This is a genomic window from Synechococcus sp. A15-24, assembly GCF_014280195.1.
In the GTDB taxonomy this organism is placed as follows: Bacteria; Cyanobacteriota; Cyanobacteriia; order PCC-6307; family Cyanobiaceae; genus Parasynechococcus.
Window position 1 is genome coordinate 1,873,583 of record NZ_CP047960.1, and the last position, 22,419, is coordinate 1,896,001.

Below are 22,419 nucleotides of genomic sequence, written 5' to 3' on the forward strand. Positions count from 1 at the left end.
TTCCGGTTCAGATACACGGTTTCAGCTCTCTTCTGGAGGGGTGAAATCGCACAACGCCCGTGCCAACTCCGGCAGGAGCTGGTCGTCCTGGGCGCGATCGCTGCCGCTGCCAAAGGCCACAACCATCGTTGGGGGAGCATCGGAGACCTGCCACCAAGCGGCGTCATGCCGGGCCTGACTCATCCAACCCGCCTTGCTCCAGAGGCGACTCGCTGCAGGTAGCCCTTCCCCAAGAAATCCATCCACCTGGTTCTCCGGATCGGCCCGACGCTGATCCGGGACAAGTGAACGACTGAACAGGTCCCGCAACCGCCGGCAGGCGGGGGGTGAGACAACAGCGCCGGTCATCACCGCCTCCAACATCCGAGCCGTGGCGGCCGTGCTCAAGGCATTGCGGTTGCCATTGTCGGCGCCATAGAAATGCTTCTCCCTGCCATAGGGGCCGTCTCCCCAGGTTTTCTGGCAACAGTTGACGCCATCGAGCTCCGACCATTCCAAGCTGGCCAACCAGTCATTCACCAGTCGTCGCTGGCGCTGCCACTGCTCCCAACGTTCCCCATGCAGCTCCGAGCCGCTGGTGGTGCCGGTGAGCAGATCCACCACCAATCCCGTGGCGTCATTGCTCGAGTCCGCGATCATGTCCCGCATGGCGCGCTGGAGTTCGTCGCTGTCAGGGATCATGTCCCGCTGCTGCCAGCGCTCGACCGCCACCGCATAAATCAGCTTCACCACGCTGGCGGGATAGACGCAGCGCTCCTGATTCCAGCCAGCACCAAGGCCCTGACCCGCCTGAGGGCTGACGTCGCTGTAGCGCACCCACGTGATGGACAGGCTGTTGCGCAACCCAGGACGCCCCGCAGCATCCAGCTGGTCGAGCACCGATTCGAGATGGGACGCCATGGCGGGATCGGGGCGGTAGAACGCCATGGCGACAGCGACGGGTCATGGCGACGTTAAACACCCTGCTGGCTCCCGACCTGGTGCAGCTGGGAACCCAGTGGACCCTGCTGAGCGACGTCAATGGCTACGGGCGCTCCACGGGCGACAGCCTCACCACCCAGGGGCGCTCTGGTCGCACCATCCGATTGCTGCAACGGAGCGGCGATCGACTGTTGGTGCAGCTGCTGGAGGACGGCTACCGCTGCTGGATGGATCTCGAGGCCCTCATCGGGCGCGCGAAGCAACTGCCTGACTGGAAACCAACCTTGCTGCCAGCAACGGAGATCCAGCGGCGACTGCCGGCGGTCCTGGCCTGGAGCGAGCACGCCGAACAGCAGCCCAACCACTACCTCTGGGGCGGCACCACCGAACCGAACATGGATTGCTCAGGCCTGATGCAGCTGGCCTTTGCCAGCCAGGGCATCTGGATCCCACGGGACGCGTATCAGCAGGAGCGTTTCTGCCAACCCGTCGCCGTCGCGGTCGGCGCGCTGGATCTGTTACGTCCGGGGGATCTGATCTTCTTCGGCTCTCCGCGGCGTTGTACCCATGTCGGGATCCATTTGGGCGGTGGCCGCTACCGCCACAGTTCAGGCCGGGAGCATGGTCGCAACGGAATCGGCGTCGACAGCCTTCACCTTTCGGATCGTCATCCCGTCGCCAGTCACTATCGGAGCGAGCTGAGAGGAGCGGGGCGCGTGATCCGTTGCCACGACGGAGCCTCACTGAGCTAGGCGGCGGGACTGGTCGGCTTAAGTTGCATCGATCAGCAGAAACTCCGGCATGAGCACACCCCTGGACCTGTCCGTGGTGGTGCCCCTCTACAACGAAGAGGAAAGCCTGCCGTATCTGGTGGAGCAGTTGCTTCAGGCCCTGCGCCCCATTGGCGAACGCTTCGAACTGGTGCTGGTCAACGACGGGTCCAGCGACCGCACAGCCGAGGTCTTGGAGCAGCTCAGCCATCAGGTCCCCGAACTAGTCGCAGTGCTGCTGCGCAAGAACTACGGCCAGACCGCAGCGATGGCCGCCGGGTTTGATGTAGCCCAGGGCGACGTCATCGTCAGCCTCGATGGCGACCTGCAGAACGACCCCGCCGACATTCCCATGCTGCTGGCCAAGCTGCGGGAGGGCTACGACCTGGTGAGCGGCTGGCGCCATCAGCGCCAGGACGCCGCCCTGCAACGCAAATTGCCCTCTCGCATCGCCAACCGCCTGATCGGACGCGTCACCGGCGTGAAGCTGCACGACTACGGCTGCTCCCTCAAGGCCTACCGGCGCGAGGTGCTTTCAGACATGCGCCTCTACGGCGAACTGCACCGCTTCCTGCCTGCACTGGCCTTCATCGAGGGAGCACGCATCACCGAGGTGAAGGTGAACCACCGGGCCCGCCAGTACGGCAGCAGCAAATACGGCATCGACCGCACGTTCCGGGTGCTGATGGACCTGCTGACGGTGTGGTTTATGAAGCGCTTCCTCACCCGGCCGATGTACGTCTTCGGATTCGGGGGGCTTATCGCCATGCTCGGCAGCCTGCTCGCCAGCACTTACCTCTTGGTGGTGAAGCTGATGGGTGGAGACATCGGCAACCGCCCGCTGCTCACCCTGGCGGTGGTGCTGGGGTTAGCGGGGATTCAGCTGTTCTGTTTCGGACTGCTCGGAGAGCTGCTGATCCGCACGTATCACGAAAGTCAGGGGCGCCCGATCTATCGCATCCGCGAAACATTGCGCGGCGACCGCACCGTCTGAGCCGTTTCGCGGCGCGGCGCTCCGCGAAACGGCTCCATCGCCTCCGCTGCAGCTTCCACCACCCGAGCATCGCTGTCCCTGAGGGCACGCTTCAGCAACGGCAGAACGGAACGGTGTCCCCAAAGTGCCGCCTCCCGCACAGCATCAAGCCGTTGCTCCGGCCCTGATGCCATGCGCTGGCGCAGCCGCTGCTGCAACGCCAGACGGCCCTGCTCCGTTTGGGGAGCTGTCCAATCAGCCAGAGGATCTTCTACAGCGGTGTCTGGACTGGACGGTTCGATCACCAGCTCCAATTGGGCCCGGTTCAACTGAGCCACGCTGCTGGTATCCGTGCTGCTGAGCATGGCCTTGGCCGGCTTGCGGCGTAACCAGAGCACCACCGTCAGAAGAACGACAGCACCGGGGACGAGAACGTTCTGCATGCGGATTGAACTTTTATGTCGCCGTTGCGGCCCGAAAGAGACCGTCAGATCAGTGATCTATACGATAGCTGCGAAGCTTTTGGCCTCGACATGACTGGAGATTTCGCTGCTGCCTGGCTGCCTGCGATTTTCGTGCCCATTACCGGAATCGTTTTCCCTGCAGTGTTCATCGTCCTCGTCGGTCGAGTGATCACCGCCGCCGAGTGACCGCGGATTGCGGATCGTTTCCACCCCTCAGCATTCGACTTCCATGACCGTCACTCCCGTCTCTGACCCCTGCGTCGGCAACCTCGCCACCCCGGTCAACAGCGGCTATTTCATCAAGGGCCTGATCAACAACCTGCCCCTGTACCGCCCCGGCATCTCCCCCAACTTCCGTGGGCTGGAGACCGGCGCTGCCTTCGGCTATCTGCTGTACGGCCCCTTCACCATCTGCGGCCCCTTGCGTGCCACTGAGTATCAGCAGACCGCAGGTCTGCTGGCCGCCATCGGCGCGGTTCACATCCTCAGCCTGCTGTTGCTGCTGTACAACCAGCCCGGCAAGCAGCCCAACATCCCCCCCGCCGACGCCACTGTCGAGAACCCACCAGCTGATCTGTTCACCCGCACCGGCTGGGCCGATTTCACCAGTGGTTTCTGGCTGGGTGGTTGCGGCGGCGCCGTGTTCGCCTGGTTCCTCTGCAATACGGTTCACGTTCAAGACCTGTTCAAAATCGCAGCAGGAGTCTGGAGCGTCGGCTGATCAGGCCAAGCTCCCCAGCTCATGATCTTTAGGGACTATCCCGTCCAGTCCCAACGCTGACCCCCGGCTATCCCTTGTTGGAGCAGCCGGGGGTTTTTGACTGTCAGTATTCAAGTCATTCCAAATCGTCCCGGTGCGGTCGCTCTCCCAGCCGTTTCTGCGCCGACCGGTCTTCACGATTGTCTGCAGCCTGCTGATCCTGCTGGCCGGCCTGGTGGCCCTCACCGGATTGGGACTTGAAGACCTGCCGCAGTTGGCACCGACCCGGGTCAGCGTTGGGGCCACCTTTCCCGCCGCGTCGCCGGAGGTGGTGGAGCAGAGCGTCACCGCCGTCCTGGAACAACAGCTCAACGGTTTGGAGGGGCTGGACAGCATCAGCTCCAACAGCCGTCAGGGCGGCGCCAGCATCAGCCTGCGTTTCAGCGAAGGCGATCCGGAGCTGAATGCCATCAAGGTGCAGAACGAGGTGAACCTCGCCACCCGCCGCCTGCCTCAGGCGGTGAGCCGTCAGGGCCTGAGGGTGCGGCGCTCCTCGGATGACCTGCTGATGATCCTTGGCTTCAGCCACCCACCTGATCAGTACGTTCCCACCTTTCTGGCCGGTTGGCTGGATCAATCCCTGCGGGAGTCGCTGCTCACCACACCTGGGGTTGGCGATGTTCTGGTGTTCGGCAGCAGTGACCTTTCCTATCGCCTCTGGCTCGATCCAGATCGGTTGGAACAAGCCAACCTGACAATCTCAGATGTCAGCCGTGCCCTGGCCGAGCAGAACGTTCTGGCTGCCATCGGCAGCCTCGGCGCTTCACCGGCACCGGACGGTCAACTGATCAGCCTGCCGGTGGATGCCGAGGGACGGCTGCTCACCCAGAAGGATTTCGAGAATCTGATCCTGCGCCGCCTCGACAACGGCGGATTGCTTCGACTCAAGGATGTGGGTCGCGTCGAGCTGGGACAGCGCAGCTACGGAAGCCAGGCCATGAATCTCGAGGGGCAGCGCTCCGTGGCCGTGGGGCTCTATCAGCGTGATGGGGCCAATGCCCTGGAGGTGAGTCGAGCTGTCAAAGCAGAACTGAAGCGACTGGAGCCCAGCTTCCCGCCCGGTGTTGAGACATCGATGATCGTGGATGTGGCTGACAACGTGCAGGCCAACCTCGATCGCACCATCGCCACCCTGCGTGATGCCGTGCTGCTAGTGCTTGTCGTGCTGGTGCTGTTCCTGGGACGCTGGCGCCTGGCCCTGATCCCCGGTCTTGCCGTGCCGGTGGCACTGGTGGGGAGCCTGGTACTGGTGAAGCTGAGCGGCTCGAACCTCAACAGCCTGATTCTGTTTGGGATGGTGATGGCCACCGGCATCGTCGTCGATGACGCAATCGTGGTGAGCGAAGACATCGCCGGTCGGATCGAACGGGGGGATGCCCCAAAAGCTGCGGCGGAAGACGCCATGGCCGAACTGGCCGGAGCGGTTGTGGCCACCTCCCTTGTGCTGGCCGCAGTGTTCGTACCGGTGCTGCTGATCCCCGGCTCCGTGGGACGGCTGTATCAACCGATTGCCCTGGCCATCAGCGGCGCGATTCTGTTCTCCACCCTCAACGCCCTCTCCTTCACCCCCATGGCCTGTGCCCGGGTGCTGGACTCCGGAGAAGGGCGATTGCCGGGTCCGCTGCGGCGCCTGAGCAGAGGGCTCAGGCAAGGCATGAGCGACCTGCAACGGCGCTACGCCAATTTGCTGGAGCGCTGGTTAAAGCGCGCACCGCTGGTTCTGGGCCTGCTGTTGACGGGACTGCTCATCACCGGCGCTGGGCTGAGGGCGATACCCACCGCCTTCATCCCCAACGAAGACCAGAGCCAGATCCGCGGCTACTTCACCCTGCCGGAAGGGGCCAGCCTGGAACGCACGGTGGCGGTTATGGACCGCATCCGTGCCGTGGTGGCAGAAGAACCGTTGATACGCACGGGCAACTTCTACGCCGGCCGATCCTTCGGCCAGAGCGGCGAAGACCGTGGCTCGTTCTATCTGCGGCTTCAGCCGCTGGAGCAGCGCTCCGGTCGTGATCAGAGCAGTGACGCCGTCAAACGACGACTGAACCGCGCCATCCGCAGCCAGATCGGCGACGCCCGTGTCGTAGTCACGACCCCACCAACCGTACGGGGCTTCAGCAGTGAATCCGGCTTGAGGCTGGAACTGCTGGACCGCAGCGGCGGGCAGCTCAACCTGCAGGAGTTCGAAGCCCTGGCGCAGCGCTTCATCAACACCGCCCAAGCCAGCAACCGCTTTGAACGGGTGAGCACCCGCTTCGATGCCAGCTCCCCCCGCTGGCGCCTCAGTCTTGATCGGGATCTTCTTGCTGGCCTCGACCTCGATCTCAACACCACCCTGCGCGACATCGGCACGGCCATCGGCGGCCGCTACATCGACGACACCTACGAGGGGGGGCGCATCCGCAGCATCTATCTGCAGTTGGACGGAGAGCGTCGAGCCGGCCCGGAGGACCTCAGCGGCTTGATGGTGCGCAACCGCAGCGGAGAGCTGGTCTCTTTGGAGAACGTGGCCACCCTGACCCGAACGGAAGGGGCCAACAGCATTCGCCACTATGGCCTCAACCGGGCCATCACGGTCACGGCGGTGCCGGCCCCTGGGGTGAGCAGCGGTCAGGCGATTCAGCAACTCAAGGCCGCTGGCGATGCGGTGGGGGGCAACAACATCGGGCTGACCTTCACGGGCCTGGCCCTGGAAGAGCAAAAGGCAGCCCGCTCAACCTGGGTGCTGTTCAGCCTCGGGGTGGTGGTGGTGTATCTGCTGCTGGCGGCGCTCTACGAAAGCTTTGTGGATCCGCTGATCATTTTGCTCACGGTGCCCATTGCCCTGATGGGGGCGCTGATCGGGCTGAAATTGCGCGGTCTGCCCCTGGATGTCTACGGACAGATGGGACTGCTGGTGTTGGTGAGCCTGGCGGCCAAGAACGGCATCCTGATTGTCGAATTCGCGAACCAACGGCTCAACGCCGGCATGAACCTGCGTGAGGCGATCCTCGGCGCCGCCGTGAACCGAATGCGGCCGATCCTGCTCACAGCAGTCACCTCCCTGGCCGGCTTTCTACCGCTGCTGCTGGCCCAGGGCAGCGGTTCCGCCAGCCGGATCAGCATTGGCACGGTGGTGTTCAGCGGCCTGCTGGTCTCCTCTTGGCTGTCCTTGTTTGTGGTGCCGACGGTGTATTTGTTGCTGAAACGCTGGCGTCCGGCATGACCTCAACACCTCCTGCGGATGCGGTCCGCCGTCGGTTGATCCTGCACGCCGGCACCCACAAGACCGCCTCAACGGACATCCAATCGAGGCTGCTGCGCAGCCGGGCGTTGCTGGAGCAACAGCACATTCAGTACCGGTTTCCCCTGGCAGAGATTCCTGATTTCAAACCCCTCATCAAAGCGATCACGCGAGGGGATTGGAGCCTGTGGCGTGACTATCTGGAGGCCATGGCCCGTCACGATGGCGATGTGCTGCTGAGTGCTGAACAGTTCGCCCCTCGCCTCACGCAACGAACGACGCTCCGCCAGCTGAGGCGTTTAGCCCGGGAGAACGGCTATGAGCTGACGGTTGTGATTTTCATCCGATCACAGCTCGATTACATCAACTCCCGTTATGCCTACACGCTGAAGCGTTTTTATCACACAACAACATTCAATGAGTATGTGGAGGAAGTGTTGGCGGGCCGTTTGCCCTCCAGCGGAACATTCACGGGGCCCAATGCCAAACGCAGTGATGTGTTCGACTTCTGGAGTTATTTCTCTGCCCTGCTGAATGAACGAAAGCGGGGACTGGATGTGCGCTTCATTCCCTTTCGCCAGACGGAGCAAGACCCGCTGCGACAACTGCTGAGGACCCTTGATCTCAATCCGGATCTGAACTGGGCCGCCAGCCGTTCAGAGGACCTCAATGCAAGTCCGGGCCCTCGCGCCACCTGGTTGGCACGCCAAGTGGGGCTGCGCCTGGCCCGCCATGGCATCAGCCATCGGGTCATCGAGAATTCCTCTGCGATCGTTCCGCGGGAGCAGAGCTTCCGTCGTTGGAACGATGGCAATTACTGGTGATTCGACAGGGATCTCGCCAGGGTCGTGCGACGGCATTTCAAGGACAACAACAACCGCTTTGCCGAAGCGGTCTGGGGACGGCGCTGGAAGGAGGTGTTCGTTCAGGACAAGACCCTGCTGCAACGCCCGCAAGCGGTGTACGCACCGGAGAGTGCGAGCGAAATGGTAGCGATGCAACGCATCGCTGATCATGTGCTGCTGCGCATCCAGCGACGGCTGCAACCCAGGGCGTTTCACCGATTGCGGGAAGCCGTGGAGCGATTGGGTTCAACCCTGCCGGGAACGATTTAAAAACTGTGGCGGGTCCCGGGATCAGCCCAGAACACCTTGAGTGTGAGCTCTGGTGTTGTGAATTGGATCCCAGCCTCGTCATTGAAGCGCTGATAAGTGACGTTCTGCTTGGACGCTGGAAAGACAAATTGCAGTCCACCAGGCAAACCAGGGTTCATCACCACGTGAACGTTGCCTTGGGACTGGCTGAACTGACAATTGGCAGCGCTATTGGTCCGCTTCATCACCGGAGACTTCACGTGCAGATGGCAATGCACGCGAGCGGTATCGGCATCAACAGGAGGCGCAGTTCCTAGGAAAAGGGAGCAAACCGTGCCCACAAGCAGCTTGTTTGCGCTCATCAATTAACGCTGCAACAGAACATTGCGGCTGGCGATCCAACTGCCGAACGCGTCATAGCAGCGCTGAATACGCTCCAACCGCTCAGGACAGGGACACCACCAGGCCTCGATGGCAAAGCCGCTGCCAGCCCTGACCTGTTCGGGGGCGCGGAAGGCGCCACCATCAGGGAGCCAGCGCAGGCCTTGCACCATGTCGTTGGTGATCTGCAGTTTATGGGGCGTGATGACAGAATCGACCGCTGAGCGGTCCCGCTCCAGCAACGTCTGCTGTCCACACCAATCGCCCAGAAGCTGCTCCGCCGTCAGGGGAGGTGCTTCATGGGCATGGACACCGGCACGGTGTTCGCGAATCAGAACCGGGTGATCAAAGCGACCGCTTCCATCCCAGAGCAACACCAGGCGATGGCGGCGATCTCGCCAGAGGAATCCGAATTCGGCATAGGGCCTGGACCAGGAGGAGATGAACAGGGAACCCCGTGAAAAGCTGCCGCTGGAGAAGAAACCCAGCTCAGAATCCACCTGATGGAAGGACTGAGCGATCCGCTTCACCGGATCGCCCTGACGTTGGCCATCGAGAGCATCAGGCCAGAACAGCAACTCCAGCTCCACAAGGGCGTCGTCCCCCGCAAGGGTGAGTTGCGATGGCTGCCGCCGTCTCAACTCCAGACTCCGGTCCAGCGTGTCGAAGCTGCCCTGCCAGATGCCGCGGTTGAGCAAAAAGTGACTCCATTGGCGTGACGTCACAACCAGCAAGCAAAACCAGGGTCGACAACCTATCCAGCACCAGCCGATGGAGCGTGGCTGCAACAAAAAACCCCGCCCGGCAAACCGGACGGGGTGAATACGAGGAACGACTCGTGAATCAGACGGTTGGACGGATATGAATCAACCGAACTTGCCTGAAGTGGAGGCGATCAGGAAGGCGGCGTACGTGAGCACGTAACCAACCGAGAAGTGGGCGAGACCCACAACACGAGCCTGAACGATCGAGAGAGCCACAGGCTTGTCGCGCCAGCCCATCATGTTGGCGATGGGGCTGCGCTGATGCGCCCAGACGATGGTCTCGATCAGTTCCTGCCAGTAACCGCGCCAGGAGATCAGGAACATGAAACCGGTGGCCCACACCAGGTGACCGAACAGGAACATCCAGGCCCAGACGGCCAGGTTGTTGCTGCCGAACGGGTTGTAGCCGTTGATCAGCTGGGAGGAGTTGAGCCAGAGGTAGTCGCGGAACCAGCCCATCAGGTAGGTGCTGGATTCGTTGAACTGAGCCACGTTGCCGGACCAGATGGCCAGGTGCTTCCAGTGCCAGTAGAAGGTGACCCAACCCACGGTGTTCAGGGCCCAGAAGACAGCCAGATAGAAGGCGTCCCAGGCTGAGATGTCGCAGGTGCCGCCACGGCCGGGGCCGTCGCAGGGGAAGGAGTAGCCGAAGTCCTTCTTGTCAGGCATCAGCTTGGAGCCGCGAGCATCCAGGGCACCCTTCACAAGGATCAGGGTGGTGGTGTGCAGACCCAGAGCGATGGCGTGGTGGACCAGGAAGTCACCAGGGCCGATGGGCAGGAACACGTCGGTGTTGCCGTTGATGGCATCCAGCCAGTAGTGCTCGCCGGGGATGTTCTGCGCAGCGAGGCTGGCGGAACTGGAGGCATTGGAGAGCAGCACGTCCATGCCGTACATGGCCTTACCAGAGGCGGCCTGCACGAACTGGGCGAACACGGGCTCCACCAGGATCTGCTTCTCGGGGGTACCGAAGGAGACGACCACATCGTTGTGGACGTAGAGGCCGAGGGTGTGGAAACCGAGGAACAGGGAGACCCAGCTCAGGTGGCTGATGATCGCTTCCTTGTGCTCGAGCATCCGAGCCAGGACGTTGTCCTTGTTGGCTTCGGGGTCGTAGTCACGGATGAAGAAGATCGCACCGTGGGCAAAGGCACCGCACATCAGGGCGATGGCGATGTACTGGTGATGGGTGTACAGGGCTGCCTGGGTCGTGTAGTCCTTCGCGATGAAGGCGTACGACGGCATCGAGTACATGTGCTGCACCACCAGGCTGGTGACCACGCCGAGGGAGGCGAGAGCCAGGCCGAGCTGGAAGTGCAGGCTGTTGTTGATCGTGTCGTAAAGACCTTTGTGGCCGGCGCCGAGGTCACCAGGGGTGCCCTTGGGTGGGTTGTGGGTCTCGAGGATCTCCTTGATGGAGTGACCGATCCCGAAGTTGGTCCGGTACATGTGGCCGGCGATCACGAAGATGCAACCGATGGCCAGGTGGTGGTGGGCGATGTCGGTGAGCCACAGAGCTTCGCTCTGAGGATGGAAACCGCCAAGGAAGGTGAGGATCGCAGTGCCTGCACCGTCGGCACTGCCGAAGGCCTGGTTCAGGGAATCAGGGTTCTCGGCATACACACCCCAGTTGCCGGTGAAGAAGGGTCCAAGACCGGCGGGGTGGGGCAGAACGTTGAGGAAGTTGTCCCAACCAACGTGCTGACCGCGGGCTTCGGGGATCGCAACGTGAACCAGGTGACCGGTCCAGGCGATGGAGCTGAAGCCGAACAGAACGGCGAGGTGATGGTTCAGGCGTGATTCAGCGTTCTTGAACCAGGCCAGAGAGGGGCGGAACTTGGGCTGCAGATGCAACCAACCGGCGAAGAGGGCCCAGGCCGACAGGATCATCATGAAGATGGAACCCTGATAGAGCTCGGCGTTGGTGCGCATGCCGATGGTGTACCACCAGTGGTACAGACCGGAGAAGGCGATGTTCACCGGTGAGGACGCACCCGCTTGAGTGAAGGCGTCAATGGCACCTTGACCGAAGTGGGGGTCCCAGATTGCGTGAGCGATGGGGCGCACGTGCAGGGGGTCAGCGACCCACTGCTCGAAGTTGCCCTGCCAGGCGATGTGGAACAGGTTGCCCGAAACCCACAGGCCGATGATCGCGAGGTGACCGAAATGGGTGGAGAAGAGCTTCTGGTAGAGGCGCTCCTCCGTCATTCCGTCATGGCTCTCGAAGTCGTGAGCCGTGGCGATCCCGTACCAAATACGACGGGTTGTCGGGTCCTGAGCCAGACCCTGGCTGAACGAAGGAAATTTCGTTGCCATTAGAGGGAAAGGTCAGTGAGGTCAGCCGACCACAAGAATGTGGGCGTGGAAGAAGGCCCACGTGGTCGCAATTCCGCCCAGCAGATAGTGGGCGACACCCACGGCACGGCCTTGGATGATGGACAGCGCACGGGGCTGGATGGCCGGAGCCACCTTCAGCTTGTTGTGAGCCCAGACGATGGACTCGATCAGCTCCTGCCAGTAGCCGCGGCCGCTGAACAGGAACATCAGGCTGAAGGCCCAGATGAAGTGAGCACCCAGGAACATGATTCCGTAAGCACTGGTGTTCGAGCCGTAGCTGTTGATCACCTGAACGGCCTGAGCCCACAGGTAGTCACGCAGCCAACCATTGATGGTGATGGCGCTCTGGGCAAAGTTGCCGTTGGTGATGTGCGCGACGGAACCGTCGGCGTTCACCGTTCCCCAGATGTCGCTCTGCATCTTCCATGAGAAGTGGAAGATCACGATCGACAGGGAGTTGTACATCCAGAACAGACCCAGGAACACGTGGTCCCAAGCGGACACCTGACAGGTGCCACCGCGACCGGGGCCGTCGCAGGAGAAGCGGAAGCCCAGGTTGGCCTTGTCTGGAATCAGACGGGAGCTGCGGGCGTAGAGCACACCCTTCAGCAGGATCAACACCGTCACGTGGATCGTGAAGGCATGGATGTGGTGGACCATGAAGTCGGCAGTGCCGAGCGGCATGGGAGCCGCGGCGACCTTGCCGCCGACGGCCACAACAGAGCCGTTGAACACTTCGCTCACACCAGCGAGGGCATTCGGAGCGGTGCTTCCGGCTGCTGCAGCGTGGGCGTTCTGGATCCACTGGGCGAAGATCGGCTGAATTGAAATCGCCGAGTCGCTGAACATGTCCTGGGGACGCCCCAGGGCACGCATGGTGTCGTTGTGGATGTAGAGGCCGAAGCTGTGGGCTCCGAGCCAGATGCACACCCAGTTGAGGTGGCTGATGATGGCGTCCCGGGCCTTGAGCACCCGGTCCAGCACGTTGTCGATGTGCTTGGCAGGGTCGTAGTCACGCACCATGGCGATGGCCGCGTGAGCAGCGCCACCGACGATCAGGAATCCACCGATCCACATGTGGTGGGTGAACAGACCAATCTGGGTCGGGTAATCAACGGCCATGTACGCATAGGGAGGCATGGCGTACATGTGCTGAGCCACGATGATGCTCAGAGAGCCGAGCATCGCCAGGTTCAGGCCCAGCTGGGCGTGCCAGGAGGTCGTCAGGAATTCATAGAGACCGTCGTGACCATTTGGAGCCGGGAACAGCAGGGGATCACCCTTCTGACCTTCATGGATCTCCTTGATGGAGTGACCGATACCCCAGTTCGTCCGGTACATGTGACCAGCGACGATGAACAGGACGGCGATCGCCACGTGGTGATGGGCGATGTCGGTCATCCAGAGACTGCCGGTCACAGGATTCAGTCCACCCTTGAAGGTGAGGAAGTCGCTGTAGGCAGCCCAGTTACCGGAGAAGAAGGCTCCGATCCCTGCACCGATGCCGGGATAGAGCTGAGCCAGCAGGTCCTGGTTGAAGAACTCGTGCGGCAGGGGGATGTCCGCCACGGTGGCGATGGTCTTGCCATCGAGCACCAGTGGCTGGCCGGCGTCAATCGCATCCATCAGCTTGCTGACGGGAGCGGACACGTGGATGAGGTGGCCTGCCCAGGACAGTGAACCGAGACCCAGCAGACCTGCCAGGTGGTGGTTCAGCATTGACTCAACGTTCTGGAACCACTCCAGCTTCGGCGCAGCCTTGTGGTAGTGGAAAACACCAGCGTTGAGCATCAGGCCGGCCATCACCAGGGCACCGATGGCCAGAGCCATGAGCTGGGTTTCGCTGGTGATGCCCCATCCACGCCAGACGTGGAACAGACCTGAAGTGATCTGAATGCCTTGGAAGCCGGCACCCATATCACCATTGAGAATTTCCTGGCCGAAGATCGGCCACACCACCTGAGCACTGGGCTTCACGTGGGTGGGATCAGCAAGCCAACCGGAATAGTTGGAGAAGCGGGCACCATGGAAGAAGGCGCCGCTCAGCCAGATAAAGATGACGGCCAGGTGGCCGAAGTGTGCGGAGAAGATCCGCCGAGAAACCTCCTGGAGGTCACTCGTGTGGGCGTCGAAGTCGTGAGCGTTGGCGTGAAGGTTCCAAACCCAGGATGTGGTTTTGGGACCCTTCGCGAGGGCGCGGTCGAAGTGTCCGGGCTTGCCGAACAGCTCGAAGGTTGCTGGATTGTCAACCTTTTCGACCTGGCTCTTCGCGTCACTCCCACGCTCAGGTGGGCTGATGGTCATCGAGTCGTTCCTCGAGGGACTGGAGTCGAGGTGGAGGGCCACCCCTCCGGCGGATCGAAATCCACCGGGGCCCCGGACACAGCTCCGCAATGAAGCAGCGTCAGGGCGTCAGTGCGTTCAAAAGGCCGAAACCCCTTGACTTCACTGAAGCTGGGGCCCCAAAGAGGGGACCGCTGGCGGAAGCATAGATCTGAAGAAGGGGTTATACCGGTGTTGAGTTACAAAGGTTCAATCCCGCCCCGAGCCAGTCTGGAACTGGGGTCTCCAGAGGTGTGATTATCAGCGAAAAAACAGAATCTCTCAAGAGTAAGTAATGCAAACGTCGTCATTTTTGCGGGCAGACTAATAAAAACTGTTTTCTGCCACGCCATGGTGGGCAGAATGAGCACATCCGCTGTTCAGCCATGCCGCGCTCGGCCCTGAAGCCGCTGCTGGTGGGGGTTCTGGCCTTGCTGCTCCTGCTCAGCGCCCCGCTTGGGGTTGCAGCCCTGCCGAGCTGGCTGAGCCGCGGCCCTGCTCAGCAGCAACCGATTCCGAGCCAGGGCCCCTCCGGACGTCTCCAGGAGCTTGCTCCGCCAGGAGCGGTTCAGCAACTCAAGCACCAACTCGCAGGCCGGCATCCCCAGCTCACCCTGGTAAGTCCCGCCGATGACAACGTCGTTAAGAGTGATGCTGTCGAGCTGGTCCTGGACGTGCAGGACTGGCCGGTGAGCCTGGACCCAGACCTGGGCATCGGTCCCCATGTGGCCGTGCAGGTGGATGACCTACCCCTGATCCGACTTGATCAACTCACGAATGGAAAGCTGCGGTTGAAGCTCGACGATCTAACGCCGGGGAGCCATCGTTTCAGCGCCTGGGCCGCCTATCCCTGGGGGGAAGCGGTGACAGCCCCGGGCGGTGCCATTCAAGGACGACTGCACCTTTGGCAGCGCCTGAACGCCACCCAGCCAGCGTCAGATGCCCCATGGGTTGTGCCGGTTCCACCCGCCAACGAAGAAAACCAGCAACCGCTGATGCTGGATTGGCTGATCTGGAATGCCCCACTTCAAAATCTTCGCGATGGAGACGGCCGCTGGCGCATCCGTATCAGCGTTGATGGCGACAGTTTTCTGACGGACCATCAGGAAGCGATCTGGCTGAAAGGGACAGGTAGCAACGGCACCACACTGCAGCTGGAGCTGCTGGATGGCCAGGGCGAACCACTGCAGCCCGTGTTCAACAATCGCCTGATCCGATTGGAGGCCGGCCGCCGTGACAGACCCGTCTGGCTCAAAGCCCGGCTCAGTGAAGACGAACTGGAGCGTTTGAGCGGTACGCCCCGGCAAGAGCGCATCGACCCGGAGCCCTCATTGCAACGCAGTCCCGCAGAGGAAGAGCAAAACGACGATCAAGAAGCTCAGGAGCAAGCGCAACAAGCCGACGTTGCTTCTGAACCCGTCGTCGCAACCGCCGAAGAACCGACCACAGAGCCTGATCTTGCAACCGTTGACGACTCCATTGAGGAAGCCGTTGACAACGACGATGACCCAACACCCCCGATGGACCCGGCACCAGCACCGCAACAGCTCGAACCGGACCCTGCTCCCGTCCGTCAGCCTGAACCGCTGCTGCGGCCGGAATCCAGCCTGGGAGGATCAGCCCGGGAGCTGCTGAATCCGGATGGACGTCTCAAGCAGCCCTAAGCCACGTTCTGCCAGCGACCGCCCTGACTTCGCCCACCCCACAGACCCTTGATTGCGGCATCGGCATCGGCCTTTCCGCCGCCAGCGAACCCCTGCTGGATCGCCTGAAGCGGAGTGGTCAGATCCAGGAAGCCCATCGAGCTGATGGAGCGATCAAGGAGCTGCTCTTTGGCCACTGGCGGGTTGAACAAACGTTGTTGTTCATTGGCGCGGTTGGTGCTGTGACCCGGCTGATCGCCCCTCTGATCCAAGGCAAGGAGCGGGATCCAGCCGTTCTCGTGCTGGATCCGAAGGGATGGTGGGTCATCCCCTTGCTGGGGGGCCACAGCAGTGGTGCTGAGCAACGGGCGCGGGAACTGGCAGGGATGCTGCAGGCCAGCGCCGTCCTGACCGGAGCCTGTGCCACAGAGGATCGCCTGGCGCTCGATGCCTTCGGTGAGGGCTGGGGCTGGCGGCGCGCTGGCAGCAGCACTGCCTGGCGGCAGTTGATGCAGCAACAGGCGTGCTCGGAACGGCTGACCGTCGCCCAGACCTCTGGTGCTACCGATTGGCAGCGCCAACATCCCGCGCTGGAGAGCGTGACCAGTGCGAACGAGGCACAGCTCAGCATCGGCGCCGCCAACCAGGCCCCCTGCCGCTGGCATCCCGCCAGCCTCTGGCTGGGGGTGGGCTGTGAACGCAACACCAGTCTGGCGTTGGTGCAACGGGCGATCCGGGAGGTCCTGGCTCAGGCGGGACTGGCTGAAGCAGCAGTCGCCGGCCTGGCAAGCATCGATCGCAAAGCGGATGAGCCAGCCCTGCTGGAGCTGAGCGAGCAATGGCAATGGCCCTTCCGCACCTACGACGCAACGGCGCTTGGAACGGTCGAGGTGCCAACCCCATCGGACGTGGTGCTCGCCGAGATGGGCACCGCCTCGGTGGCGGAGGCAGCCGCTCTGCTGGTAGCCGGAGAGGGGGCTGTCCTGCGCCAAAACAAAGTGATTCGCCATGCCGCCACCGGGGAACAGGGCGCGGTGACCGTGGCGGTTGCCGAAGCCAAGCTCCCCTTCGCCCCATCGCGGGGGGAACTGCATCTGATCGGCAGTGGCCCTGGGGATTTATCGCTGCTCAGTGGTGACGCCCGCCAAGCCCTCGCCCGTTGCACGGCGTGGGTGGGCTACGGGCTTTATCTCGACCTGCTGGAGCCGTTGCGACAGGTGCATCAGGTGCGTCTGGACGGCCAGCTCACCCGTGAATGGGAACGCTGCGCTCAGGCTCTCAGCTTGGCTCAACAGGGAGCGCGGGTCGCCCTGATCTCCTCAGGAGACAGTGGGATCTACGGCATGGCCGGGCTGGCCCTGGAGTTGTGGCTGCAGCAGCCGGAACAGGATCGGCCGAGCTTTCAGGTGCATCCGGGCATCTCAGCCCTGCAGCTGGCGGCAGCCCGTGTGGGAGCACCCTTGATGCACGACTTCTGCACGGTGAGCCTCAGTGATCGACTGACCCCCTGGCCCGTCATTGAGCAACGGCTGCGGGCCGCGGGGTCAGGGGATTTCGTCGTGGCGTTGTACAACCCACGGTCCAAGGGCCGCGACTGGCAACTGGCCAAGGCGCGGGACCTATTGCTGGAACACCGCAGGGGCGAAACGCCAGTGCTATTAGCCCGGCAGCTGGGACGCAGCGATGAATCGCAGCAACTCACCGATCTCAGCAGCCTGGAGCCTGATCAGGTGGACATGCTCACCGTGGTGTTGATCGGCAACAGCAGCAGCTACGCCCGCGATGGTCGGATAGTGACACCCAGGGGATATCCCGGTGCCACCCTTCCGTGACCAATGGAAGACCCTCCCCTAGGGTTTGGGTCTGGTTTCAGCGGGGATCAGCCGCTGATGGAAACGGGGAAAGAACGGTGCAAATCCGTCGCTGTCCCGCAGCTGTAAAGCGTCCGGCCCCGCCGGCATCAGTTAGAATTCCCGCCAGGAGCACTACCGACGAGGATCGACTTTGACCAATCTTCTGGCTTCTCCCCGGCCTCTGCGCCAGGCCGCCGTTGCCGCATTGGCCTTGCTATTGATCGCCAGCCCAGCCTTTGCCCACCATCCCTTCGGTATGGGCGACAGCGGTGCGCTGACCGTCTGGCAGGGACTGCTGAGTGGCCTGGGTCACCCGCTGCTGGGGCCTGACCATCTGCTGTTCCTGCTTGCCCTTGGCTTTGTTGGCCTGCAACGCCCGCTGCGCTGGGTGCTGCCGCTGTTGGCGATCGGTCTTGGCGGCAGCCTGCTGTCGCAATTCATTCCCCTGCCCGACGCAGTGGCGCCCTGGGCCGAAGCCCTGGTGTCCCTCAGCCTTGCGGTCGAAGGCCTGATCGCCCTGAGCATGGCCCCCGCCGCCTGGCTGCTGCCCCTGTTCGGCCTGCATGGTTTCCTCCTTGGCAGCACGATCGTCGGGGCGGAACCCAGCCCTCTGCTGAGCTACTTCCTGGGCCTGCTTCTGGCCCAGGGCAGCCTGTTGCTGCTCGTCACCGCCTGGTCCCAGGGCCTGGTGGAACGTCTGGCAGACCAAGGCCGGCGGCTCGGAGCTGGCATCTGGATCGGTATCGGCATGGCTTTTGCCTGGGTCGCGCTGATCGACTGACCACATCCTTGGCATCTTCCCATGTTCGTCAGCTCGTCGCACCTGCTGCTGTAGTGCTGTCCCTGGCGTGTGCGCCCTTGGCCAGGGCGCAGGTGAGCAACGTCAGTCCATTCACGGCTGTGCAATTCACGGATGTGATGCCGACGGACTGGGCTTACCAGGCGCTGCAGAACCTGGTGGAGAAGCACGGCTGCGTCGCCGGATACCCCAGTGGTCGTTTCCAAGGTCAGCAGTCCATCAGCCGGTACGAGGCGGCGGCACTGCTGAATGCCTGCCTGGATCGAATCACCGCGATGACGGATGAGGTGAAAGAGCTAATCCATGTCTTCCGACGTGAACTGGCGATCATCCAGGGCCGTGTTGATGGGTTTGAGGCCCGCCTGGGAGAGCTGGAGGCCACCCAGTTCTCCACCACCACCAAACTCAGTGGCATCGCCACTTTCGTGGTCGGGGCGAACCACTTTTCAGGCTCTGATGATGAATTGGTCGATCAGAACAACCAGGGCTTCGGCGCCACCACCTTCAACAACGACCTTCAGCTGATCCTCGAGACCAGTTTCAGCGGCAAGGATCTGCTTACGGCCACCCTGCGGGCCGGCAACTTCGGCGGTGAAACACCCTTTGGTGGCGGGGGGCCGAGCAGCCTGGCCACGCTTGGCAATGCCTCCCAGGGAGATGGCGGGCCCAACCACGTGTTCATCGACAAGCTCTTCTACAGCTTTCCCATTGGCGACAGCATCACCGTCACGGGGGGTCCGAATGTTGGCCAAGACGACATGCTGCCGTTCTGGCCAACCTTCTACAACAGCCCGCCAATTCTGGATGCCCTCACTCTGAATGGTGCACTGGCGGCCTACAACAACAACCAGGGGGCCGGCGTCGGTATGACCTGGGCACCGGATGGCGGTTTCCGCTTCACAGCGAACTATGTGGCTGCCAATGGCGCGCTGAGCGACAGCAGCAGCGGCGGCCTGGCAACGGACCATGCCGGAGGAACGGGCACCGTGCAGTTGGGCTGGGAAGCCGACGGCTGGGCCATTGCCGGGATCTACTCCATGATCCAGAACGGCAATGATCTGATCGCCTATGCCACCCCTTTCACCCAGGCCCAGCTGGGGCAAGCGGGCGACACCCATGCATTCGGTTTAAGCGCGGCATGGCATCCAGCCGATGCGGGCTGGATGCCCTCCATCTCGGTTGGATGGGGTATCAACAACAGCGACAGCCAGCAAAAAGGTCAGGTCACCACCAGCCAGTCCTGGAGTGTGGGACTGATGTGGGATGACCTCTTTGCTGAAGGCAATAGCGCCGGCATGGCCGTGGGACAGCCAGTGTTCGCCACCGCGCTGCAAGGCGGAGACACTCCAAACGATGGCAATTACATTTGGGAATGGTGGTACCAGTTCCAGCTCAGCGATGCCATCAGCGTGACCCCGGCGTTGATCTATTTCTCACGCCCGATGGGGCAAAACACACCTTCGGGTGAGACATTCAGCCAGCTGGGTGGTCTCGTGATGACCACCTTCAGCTTCTGAGGACGATCAACTCTGCGTCGAAGCGATCTCCGTTTCTGCAGAAACGAATTCTTGATCCGACAGTGCAGGAATCACTTCCACGGTGATTCCAAAGGCTTTGGTCCAGGGTCCGGTGAATTTGTAAACGTGCCACATGCTGTGGGCTTCCACAATCTGGAACCGCCGCCTTCCTGAGGGAAGAACACGCGCTCAAGGACCTTGAAGCCCTCGAACTCATCCATGGGGGTTCCGTTGTTGATGTAATCGACAACGGCCTTGGTGTACTCAGGATCCATGCCAGCGTTGGGTGTGGACCAGTTGATGACAAAGCGCATGGCTCAGAAGTCTCAGGCCCTGTCACCCTGACCCAAGAGAGGAAAATCAAGCGTGATCACAGACACATCCATGACACCCCTGCGATCCCATGCGGGATGAATTGCTTGATCTGCTGGGCAAGTCTGTAGTGCTGGAGGGTCGGCTGAACCGCTGCGAGCCCAATGCCATCGGCAGCCTCAACATTTGCCTCAAAGCAGTGAATGTTTATCCATGGCGAACTGATGTTGCCATCAGTTCCTTATCGCCGTTACGCGTCGACCATGGCTGGCTGCAGAACAGCCGCCTGGATCATTCAGTGGGAGGCATCGTGGAGATGTACTGGATGACCGCCGAGATCACCAACTATCAACGCAAAAACGGCAGTCGAGACATCGGCTTTCGCCATCGGCCATCACTATGCCTTGATCATCTGCTCGACAGAATTCTCAACATCGACGAACATGATCAACAAGTACAAGGCATTCAAACAGCGCTGAGGAGAATCCAAACCCGTGAGGGTATATTCGGCTTTCATGCCAGTCCAATGCGCTTTCAAAAGATTCTCCAACTCGCCCTCGAACAAGCCAAACTCGGTGAGCAGGCTCACCTGCAGGATTTTCTCACCGCAGAGACCATCAAAATCAAGCGATTTGCCAAGGCACGCAACTCAAAACGAAGCGAGAAATCAAGCGTATTAGGATTTAACTCAAATACATAAATCCAAGCTCTCTTTAGAATCAGAGTCACTCACACGGAGAAGTCAATTGCTAACGAAAGCCACCGTCATCACCGTTTTGGTTTTTGCTGTCGGTGCCGGCATCTGGCTCAACAACACAGCATAAAGAAACCGCAAATTATTCTGGCAACTTCAAGCAGCCTTGATCGGTGGAGGCGTGGGGTTTGTCACTGGTCGGCTAAGCCGGTAACAACTTAACCTCAACCAATCAAGGCCTCATTGGATCAGCCAATCGGGATGACAGGATTCGAACCTGCGGCCCCTTCGTCCCGAACGAAGTGCGCTACCAAGCTGCGCCACATCCCGTTTGTTCCATCGTAGAAGACAAGCGGTCGCCGTTCGTCGCAGGACGCGATCACTTGTTGCACGCCCCATTGTTTAGGGTTGTGGATTGACACTCGTCAGCCGTGCTCAAGCCCGAGTGGTTGCGCGTCAAGGCCCCGCAGCGGGAGCGCATCGGTGCTGTTGCCGATCTGTTGCTGGACCTGAACCTCAACACGGTCTGCCAGGAGGCCAGCTGTCCCAACATCGGGGAATGCTTCGCTGGCGGCACGGCCACCTTTCTGATCATGGGCCCAGGCTGCACCCGCGCCTGCCCTTACTGCGACATCGACTTCGACAAGAGCGTCCGTGAGCTCGACCCCACCGAACCGGAACGGCTCGGGGAAGCGGTGGCGCGTCTGGGTCTGAAGCATGTGGTGATCACCTCGGTGAACCGGGACGACCTGCCGGATGGGGGAGCCTCCCAGTTCGTGGCCTGCATCGAGCAGGTGAAGCAACGCTCACCGCTCACCACGATCGAGCTGCTGATTCCCGACTTCTGCGGCAACTGGAACGCCCTGGCCACAGTGATGGCGGCAGCACCCCATGTGCTTAACCACAACATCGAAACAGTGCCGCGGATGTACCGCCTGGCACGCCCTCAGGGCATTTACGAGCGGTCCCTGGAGCTTCTGCAGCGGGTTCGGGACGACTGGCCGCGGGCTTACAGCAAGTCCGGCCTGATGGTGGGCCTCGGTGAAACCGACGACGAGGTGATCGACGTGTTGCGCGACCTGCGCACTCACCGGGTGGACATCGTCACCATCGGTCAATATCTCTCTCCAGGCCCCAAGCATCTGGCCGTGGATCGTTTTGTGACCCCTGAGCAATTCGACACCTACCGCCGTATCGGCGAGGAGGAGCTGGGCTTTCTGCAGGTGGTGAGCACCCCCCTCACACGCAGCAGCTATCACGCCGGCGAGGTGCAGCGCCTCATGGCCAGCCATCCCCGCTGACGGGGATCCACTCCTGCAGGCTCCAGTCCACCAAGCCGGCCTGAATCATCGGGTCGTGCGACACCCAGGCCAGCGCCTCCCCGTAAGACTCAGCCTCAAAGATCAACAAGCCGCCGCCACCGGGGCGCCGCCGCTCATCCACGAGGAAACCGCTGCGGATCTGACGGACCACCTGGGTTTCCTTTGCCACCCAAGCCCGGTGGGCCTCCAGATGGAGCCGACGCTGCTCGAGCGGCAGAGCGGCCGTTTCCGCCGTGAAGGTTTCGTGTTTGACAAACCAGGGCATGGAAA

At 61.8% G+C, this 22,419-nt stretch carries 23 protein-coding genes, 1 tRNA gene and 1 riboswitch; of the genes, 13 read left to right on the top strand and 11 right to left on the bottom strand.

Annotated elements, in window-relative coordinates:
* Positions 1-21 precede the first annotated feature (21 nt).
* A complete protein-coding gene (locus SynA1524_RS10730; RefSeq protein ID WP_186497757.1) occupies positions 22-927 on the bottom strand; it encodes a serine hydrolase in 906 nt (301 codons plus the stop codon).
* A gap of 17 nt (positions 928-944) precedes the next feature.
* Here SynA1524_RS10730 and SynA1524_RS10735 point away from each other — a divergent pair, with 17 nt between their 5' ends.
* The gene (locus tag SynA1524_RS10735) at positions 945-1,673 is read left to right on the top strand and encodes a C40 family peptidase (RefSeq protein WP_186497759.1); all 729 of its coding nucleotides are present in this window, start codon (positions 945-947) and stop codon (positions 1,671-1,673) included.
* 49 nt (positions 1,674-1,722) lie between these two features.
* Positions 1,723-2,685 carry a glycosyltransferase family 2 protein gene (locus SynA1524_RS10740; RefSeq protein WP_186497761.1) on the top strand — a complete coding sequence of 321 codons (963 nt, stop codon included), beginning with the start codon at positions 1,723-1,725 and terminating at the stop codon, positions 2,683-2,685.
* Here the strand turns inward: SynA1524_RS10740 and SynA1524_RS10745 are convergent.
* Positions 2,643-3,107, bottom strand: coding sequence for a HEAT repeat domain-containing protein (locus tag SynA1524_RS10745; RefSeq protein ID WP_186497763.1), 465 nt, complete (start codon positions 3,105-3,107; stop codon positions 2,643-2,645). The two genes, SynA1524_RS10740 and SynA1524_RS10745, sit on opposite strands and share 43 nt — an antisense overlap.
* Positions 3,108-3,197: 90 nt before the next feature.
* On the opposite strand from SynA1524_RS10745, the gene SynA1524_RS10750 reads away from it, so the two are divergent.
* The 5 genes from SynA1524_RS10750 (at position 3,198) to SynA1524_RS13090 (ending at position 8,226) form a co-directional block, all read left to right on the top strand.
* Entirely contained in the window at positions 3,198-3,314 is a 117-nt protein-coding gene (locus SynA1524_RS10750) for a photosystem I reaction center subunit VIII (protein WP_006851672.1), read from the top strand.
* A gap of 43 nt (positions 3,315-3,357) precedes the next feature.
* Positions 3,358-3,849, top strand: a complete 492-nt coding sequence (locus tag SynA1524_RS10755; RefSeq protein ID WP_186497765.1) for a photosystem I reaction center protein subunit XI — start codon at positions 3,358-3,360, stop codon at positions 3,847-3,849.
* Positions 3,850-3,982: 133 nt separating this feature from the next.
* On the top strand, positions 3,983-7,093 hold the full coding sequence (locus tag SynA1524_RS10760; RefSeq protein ID WP_186497767.1) for an efflux RND transporter permease subunit: 3,111 nt from the start codon (positions 3,983-3,985) through the stop codon (positions 7,091-7,093).
* Positions 7,090-7,935, top strand: coding sequence for a hypothetical protein (locus tag SynA1524_RS10765; protein WP_286188570.1), 846 nt, complete (start codon positions 7,090-7,092; stop codon positions 7,933-7,935). Before SynA1524_RS10760 ends, SynA1524_RS10765 begins: the two co-directional genes overlap by 4 nt.
* A gap of 24 nt (positions 7,936-7,959) precedes the next feature.
* Positions 7,960-8,226 carry a hypothetical protein gene (locus tag SynA1524_RS13090; protein WP_286188571.1) on the top strand — a complete coding sequence of 89 codons (267 nt, stop codon included), beginning with the start codon at positions 7,960-7,962 and terminating at the stop codon, positions 8,224-8,226.
* On the opposite strand, the gene SynA1524_RS10770 is transcribed toward SynA1524_RS13090, so the two are convergent.
* From SynA1524_RS10770 to psaA, 4 genes are all read right to left on the bottom strand, one after another.
* Entirely contained in the window at positions 8,223-8,567 is a 345-nt protein-coding gene (locus tag SynA1524_RS10770) for a hypothetical protein (RefSeq protein ID WP_186497769.1), read from the bottom strand. The genes SynA1524_RS13090 and SynA1524_RS10770 overlap by 4 nt on opposite strands.
* A 3-nt stretch (positions 8,568-8,570) precedes the next feature.
* On the bottom strand, positions 8,571-9,311 hold the full coding sequence (locus SynA1524_RS10775; RefSeq protein ID WP_286188572.1) for a DUF3598 family protein: 741 nt from the start codon (positions 9,309-9,311) through the stop codon (positions 8,571-8,573).
* Between the two features lie 141 nt (positions 9,312-9,452).
* Entirely contained in the window at positions 9,453-11,666 is a 2,214-nt protein-coding gene (gene psaB, locus SynA1524_RS10780) for a photosystem I core protein PsaB (protein WP_186497773.1), read from the bottom strand.
* Positions 11,667-11,687: 21 nt separating this feature from the next.
* A complete protein-coding gene (psaA, locus tag SynA1524_RS10785; RefSeq protein ID WP_011128980.1) occupies positions 11,688-13,991 on the bottom strand; it encodes a photosystem I core protein PsaA in 2,304 nt (767 codons plus the stop codon).
* A gap of 404 nt (positions 13,992-14,395) precedes the next feature.
* Between psaA and SynA1524_RS10790 the strand changes: the two genes are divergently transcribed.
* Entirely contained in the window at positions 14,396-15,673 is a 1,278-nt protein-coding gene (locus SynA1524_RS10790) for a hypothetical protein (RefSeq protein WP_186497775.1), read from the top strand.
* Here the strand turns inward: SynA1524_RS10790 and SynA1524_RS13095 are convergent.
* A complete protein-coding gene (locus tag SynA1524_RS13095; RefSeq protein ID WP_286188574.1) occupies positions 15,670-15,864 on the bottom strand; it encodes a hypothetical protein in 195 nt (64 codons plus the stop codon). The genes SynA1524_RS10790 and SynA1524_RS13095 overlap by 4 nt on opposite strands.
* On the opposite strand from SynA1524_RS13095, the gene cobJ reads away from it, so the two are divergent.
* The 3 genes from cobJ (at position 15,778) to SynA1524_RS10805 (ending at position 19,821) form a co-directional block, all read left to right on the top strand.
* Positions 15,778-17,484: a precorrin-3B C(17)-methyltransferase gene (gene cobJ, locus SynA1524_RS10795; protein ID WP_502707925.1), complete on the top strand. Its 1,707-nt coding sequence runs from the start codon at positions 15,778-15,780 to the stop codon at positions 17,482-17,484. The two genes, SynA1524_RS13095 and cobJ, sit on opposite strands and share 87 nt — an antisense overlap.
* Positions 17,485-17,499: 15 nt before the next feature.
* Positions 17,500-17,647: riboswitch (cobalamin riboswitch) on the top strand.
* A 9-nt stretch (positions 17,648-17,656) separates the two neighbouring features.
* The gene (locus SynA1524_RS10800) at positions 17,657-18,286 is read left to right on the top strand and encodes a HupE/UreJ family protein (RefSeq protein WP_186497777.1); all 630 of its coding nucleotides are present in this window, start codon (positions 17,657-17,659) and stop codon (positions 18,284-18,286) included.
* Between the two features lie 8 nt (positions 18,287-18,294).
* Positions 18,295-19,821 carry an iron uptake porin gene (locus tag SynA1524_RS10805; protein ID WP_186497779.1) on the top strand — a complete coding sequence of 509 codons (1,527 nt, stop codon included), beginning with the start codon at positions 18,295-18,297 and terminating at the stop codon, positions 19,819-19,821.
* 6 nt (positions 19,822-19,827) lie between these two features.
* Here the strand turns inward: SynA1524_RS10805 and SynA1524_RS13220 are convergent, their stop codons facing one another.
* Positions 19,828-19,956, bottom strand: coding sequence for a hypothetical protein (locus tag SynA1524_RS13220; RefSeq protein WP_353616556.1), 129 nt, complete (start codon positions 19,954-19,956; stop codon positions 19,828-19,830).
* Positions 19,893-20,135, bottom strand: coding sequence for a DUF3303 family protein (locus SynA1524_RS10810; RefSeq protein ID WP_186497781.1), 243 nt, complete (start codon positions 20,133-20,135; stop codon positions 19,893-19,895). The genes SynA1524_RS13220 and SynA1524_RS10810 overlap by 64 nt, the downstream gene beginning before the upstream one ends.
* A gap of 89 nt (positions 20,136-20,224) precedes the next feature.
* Here SynA1524_RS10810 and SynA1524_RS10815 point away from each other — a divergent pair, with 89 nt between their 5' ends.
* Entirely contained in the window at positions 20,225-20,833 is a 609-nt protein-coding gene (locus SynA1524_RS10815; protein WP_186497783.1) for a hypothetical protein, read from the top strand.
* Positions 20,834-21,083: 250 nt separating this feature from the next.
* On the opposite strand, the gene SynA1524_RS10820 is transcribed toward SynA1524_RS10815, so the two are convergent.
* Positions 21,084-21,157, bottom strand: a tRNA-Pro gene (locus SynA1524_RS10820).
* A 101-nt stretch (positions 21,158-21,258) separates the two neighbouring features.
* On the opposite strand from SynA1524_RS10820, the gene lipA reads away from it, so the two are divergent.
* Entirely contained in the window at positions 21,259-22,128 is an 870-nt protein-coding gene (gene lipA, locus SynA1524_RS10825) for a lipoyl synthase (RefSeq protein WP_186497793.1), read from the top strand.
* On the opposite strand, the gene SynA1524_RS10830 is transcribed toward lipA, so the two are convergent.
* Positions 22,106-22,414 (bottom strand): YciI family protein, encoded by a 309-nt coding sequence (locus SynA1524_RS10830; RefSeq protein WP_186497795.1) that lies wholly within the window; start codon positions 22,412-22,414, stop codon positions 22,106-22,108. The two genes, lipA and SynA1524_RS10830, sit on opposite strands and share 23 nt — an antisense overlap.
* Positions 22,415-22,419: the final 5 nt, after the last annotated feature.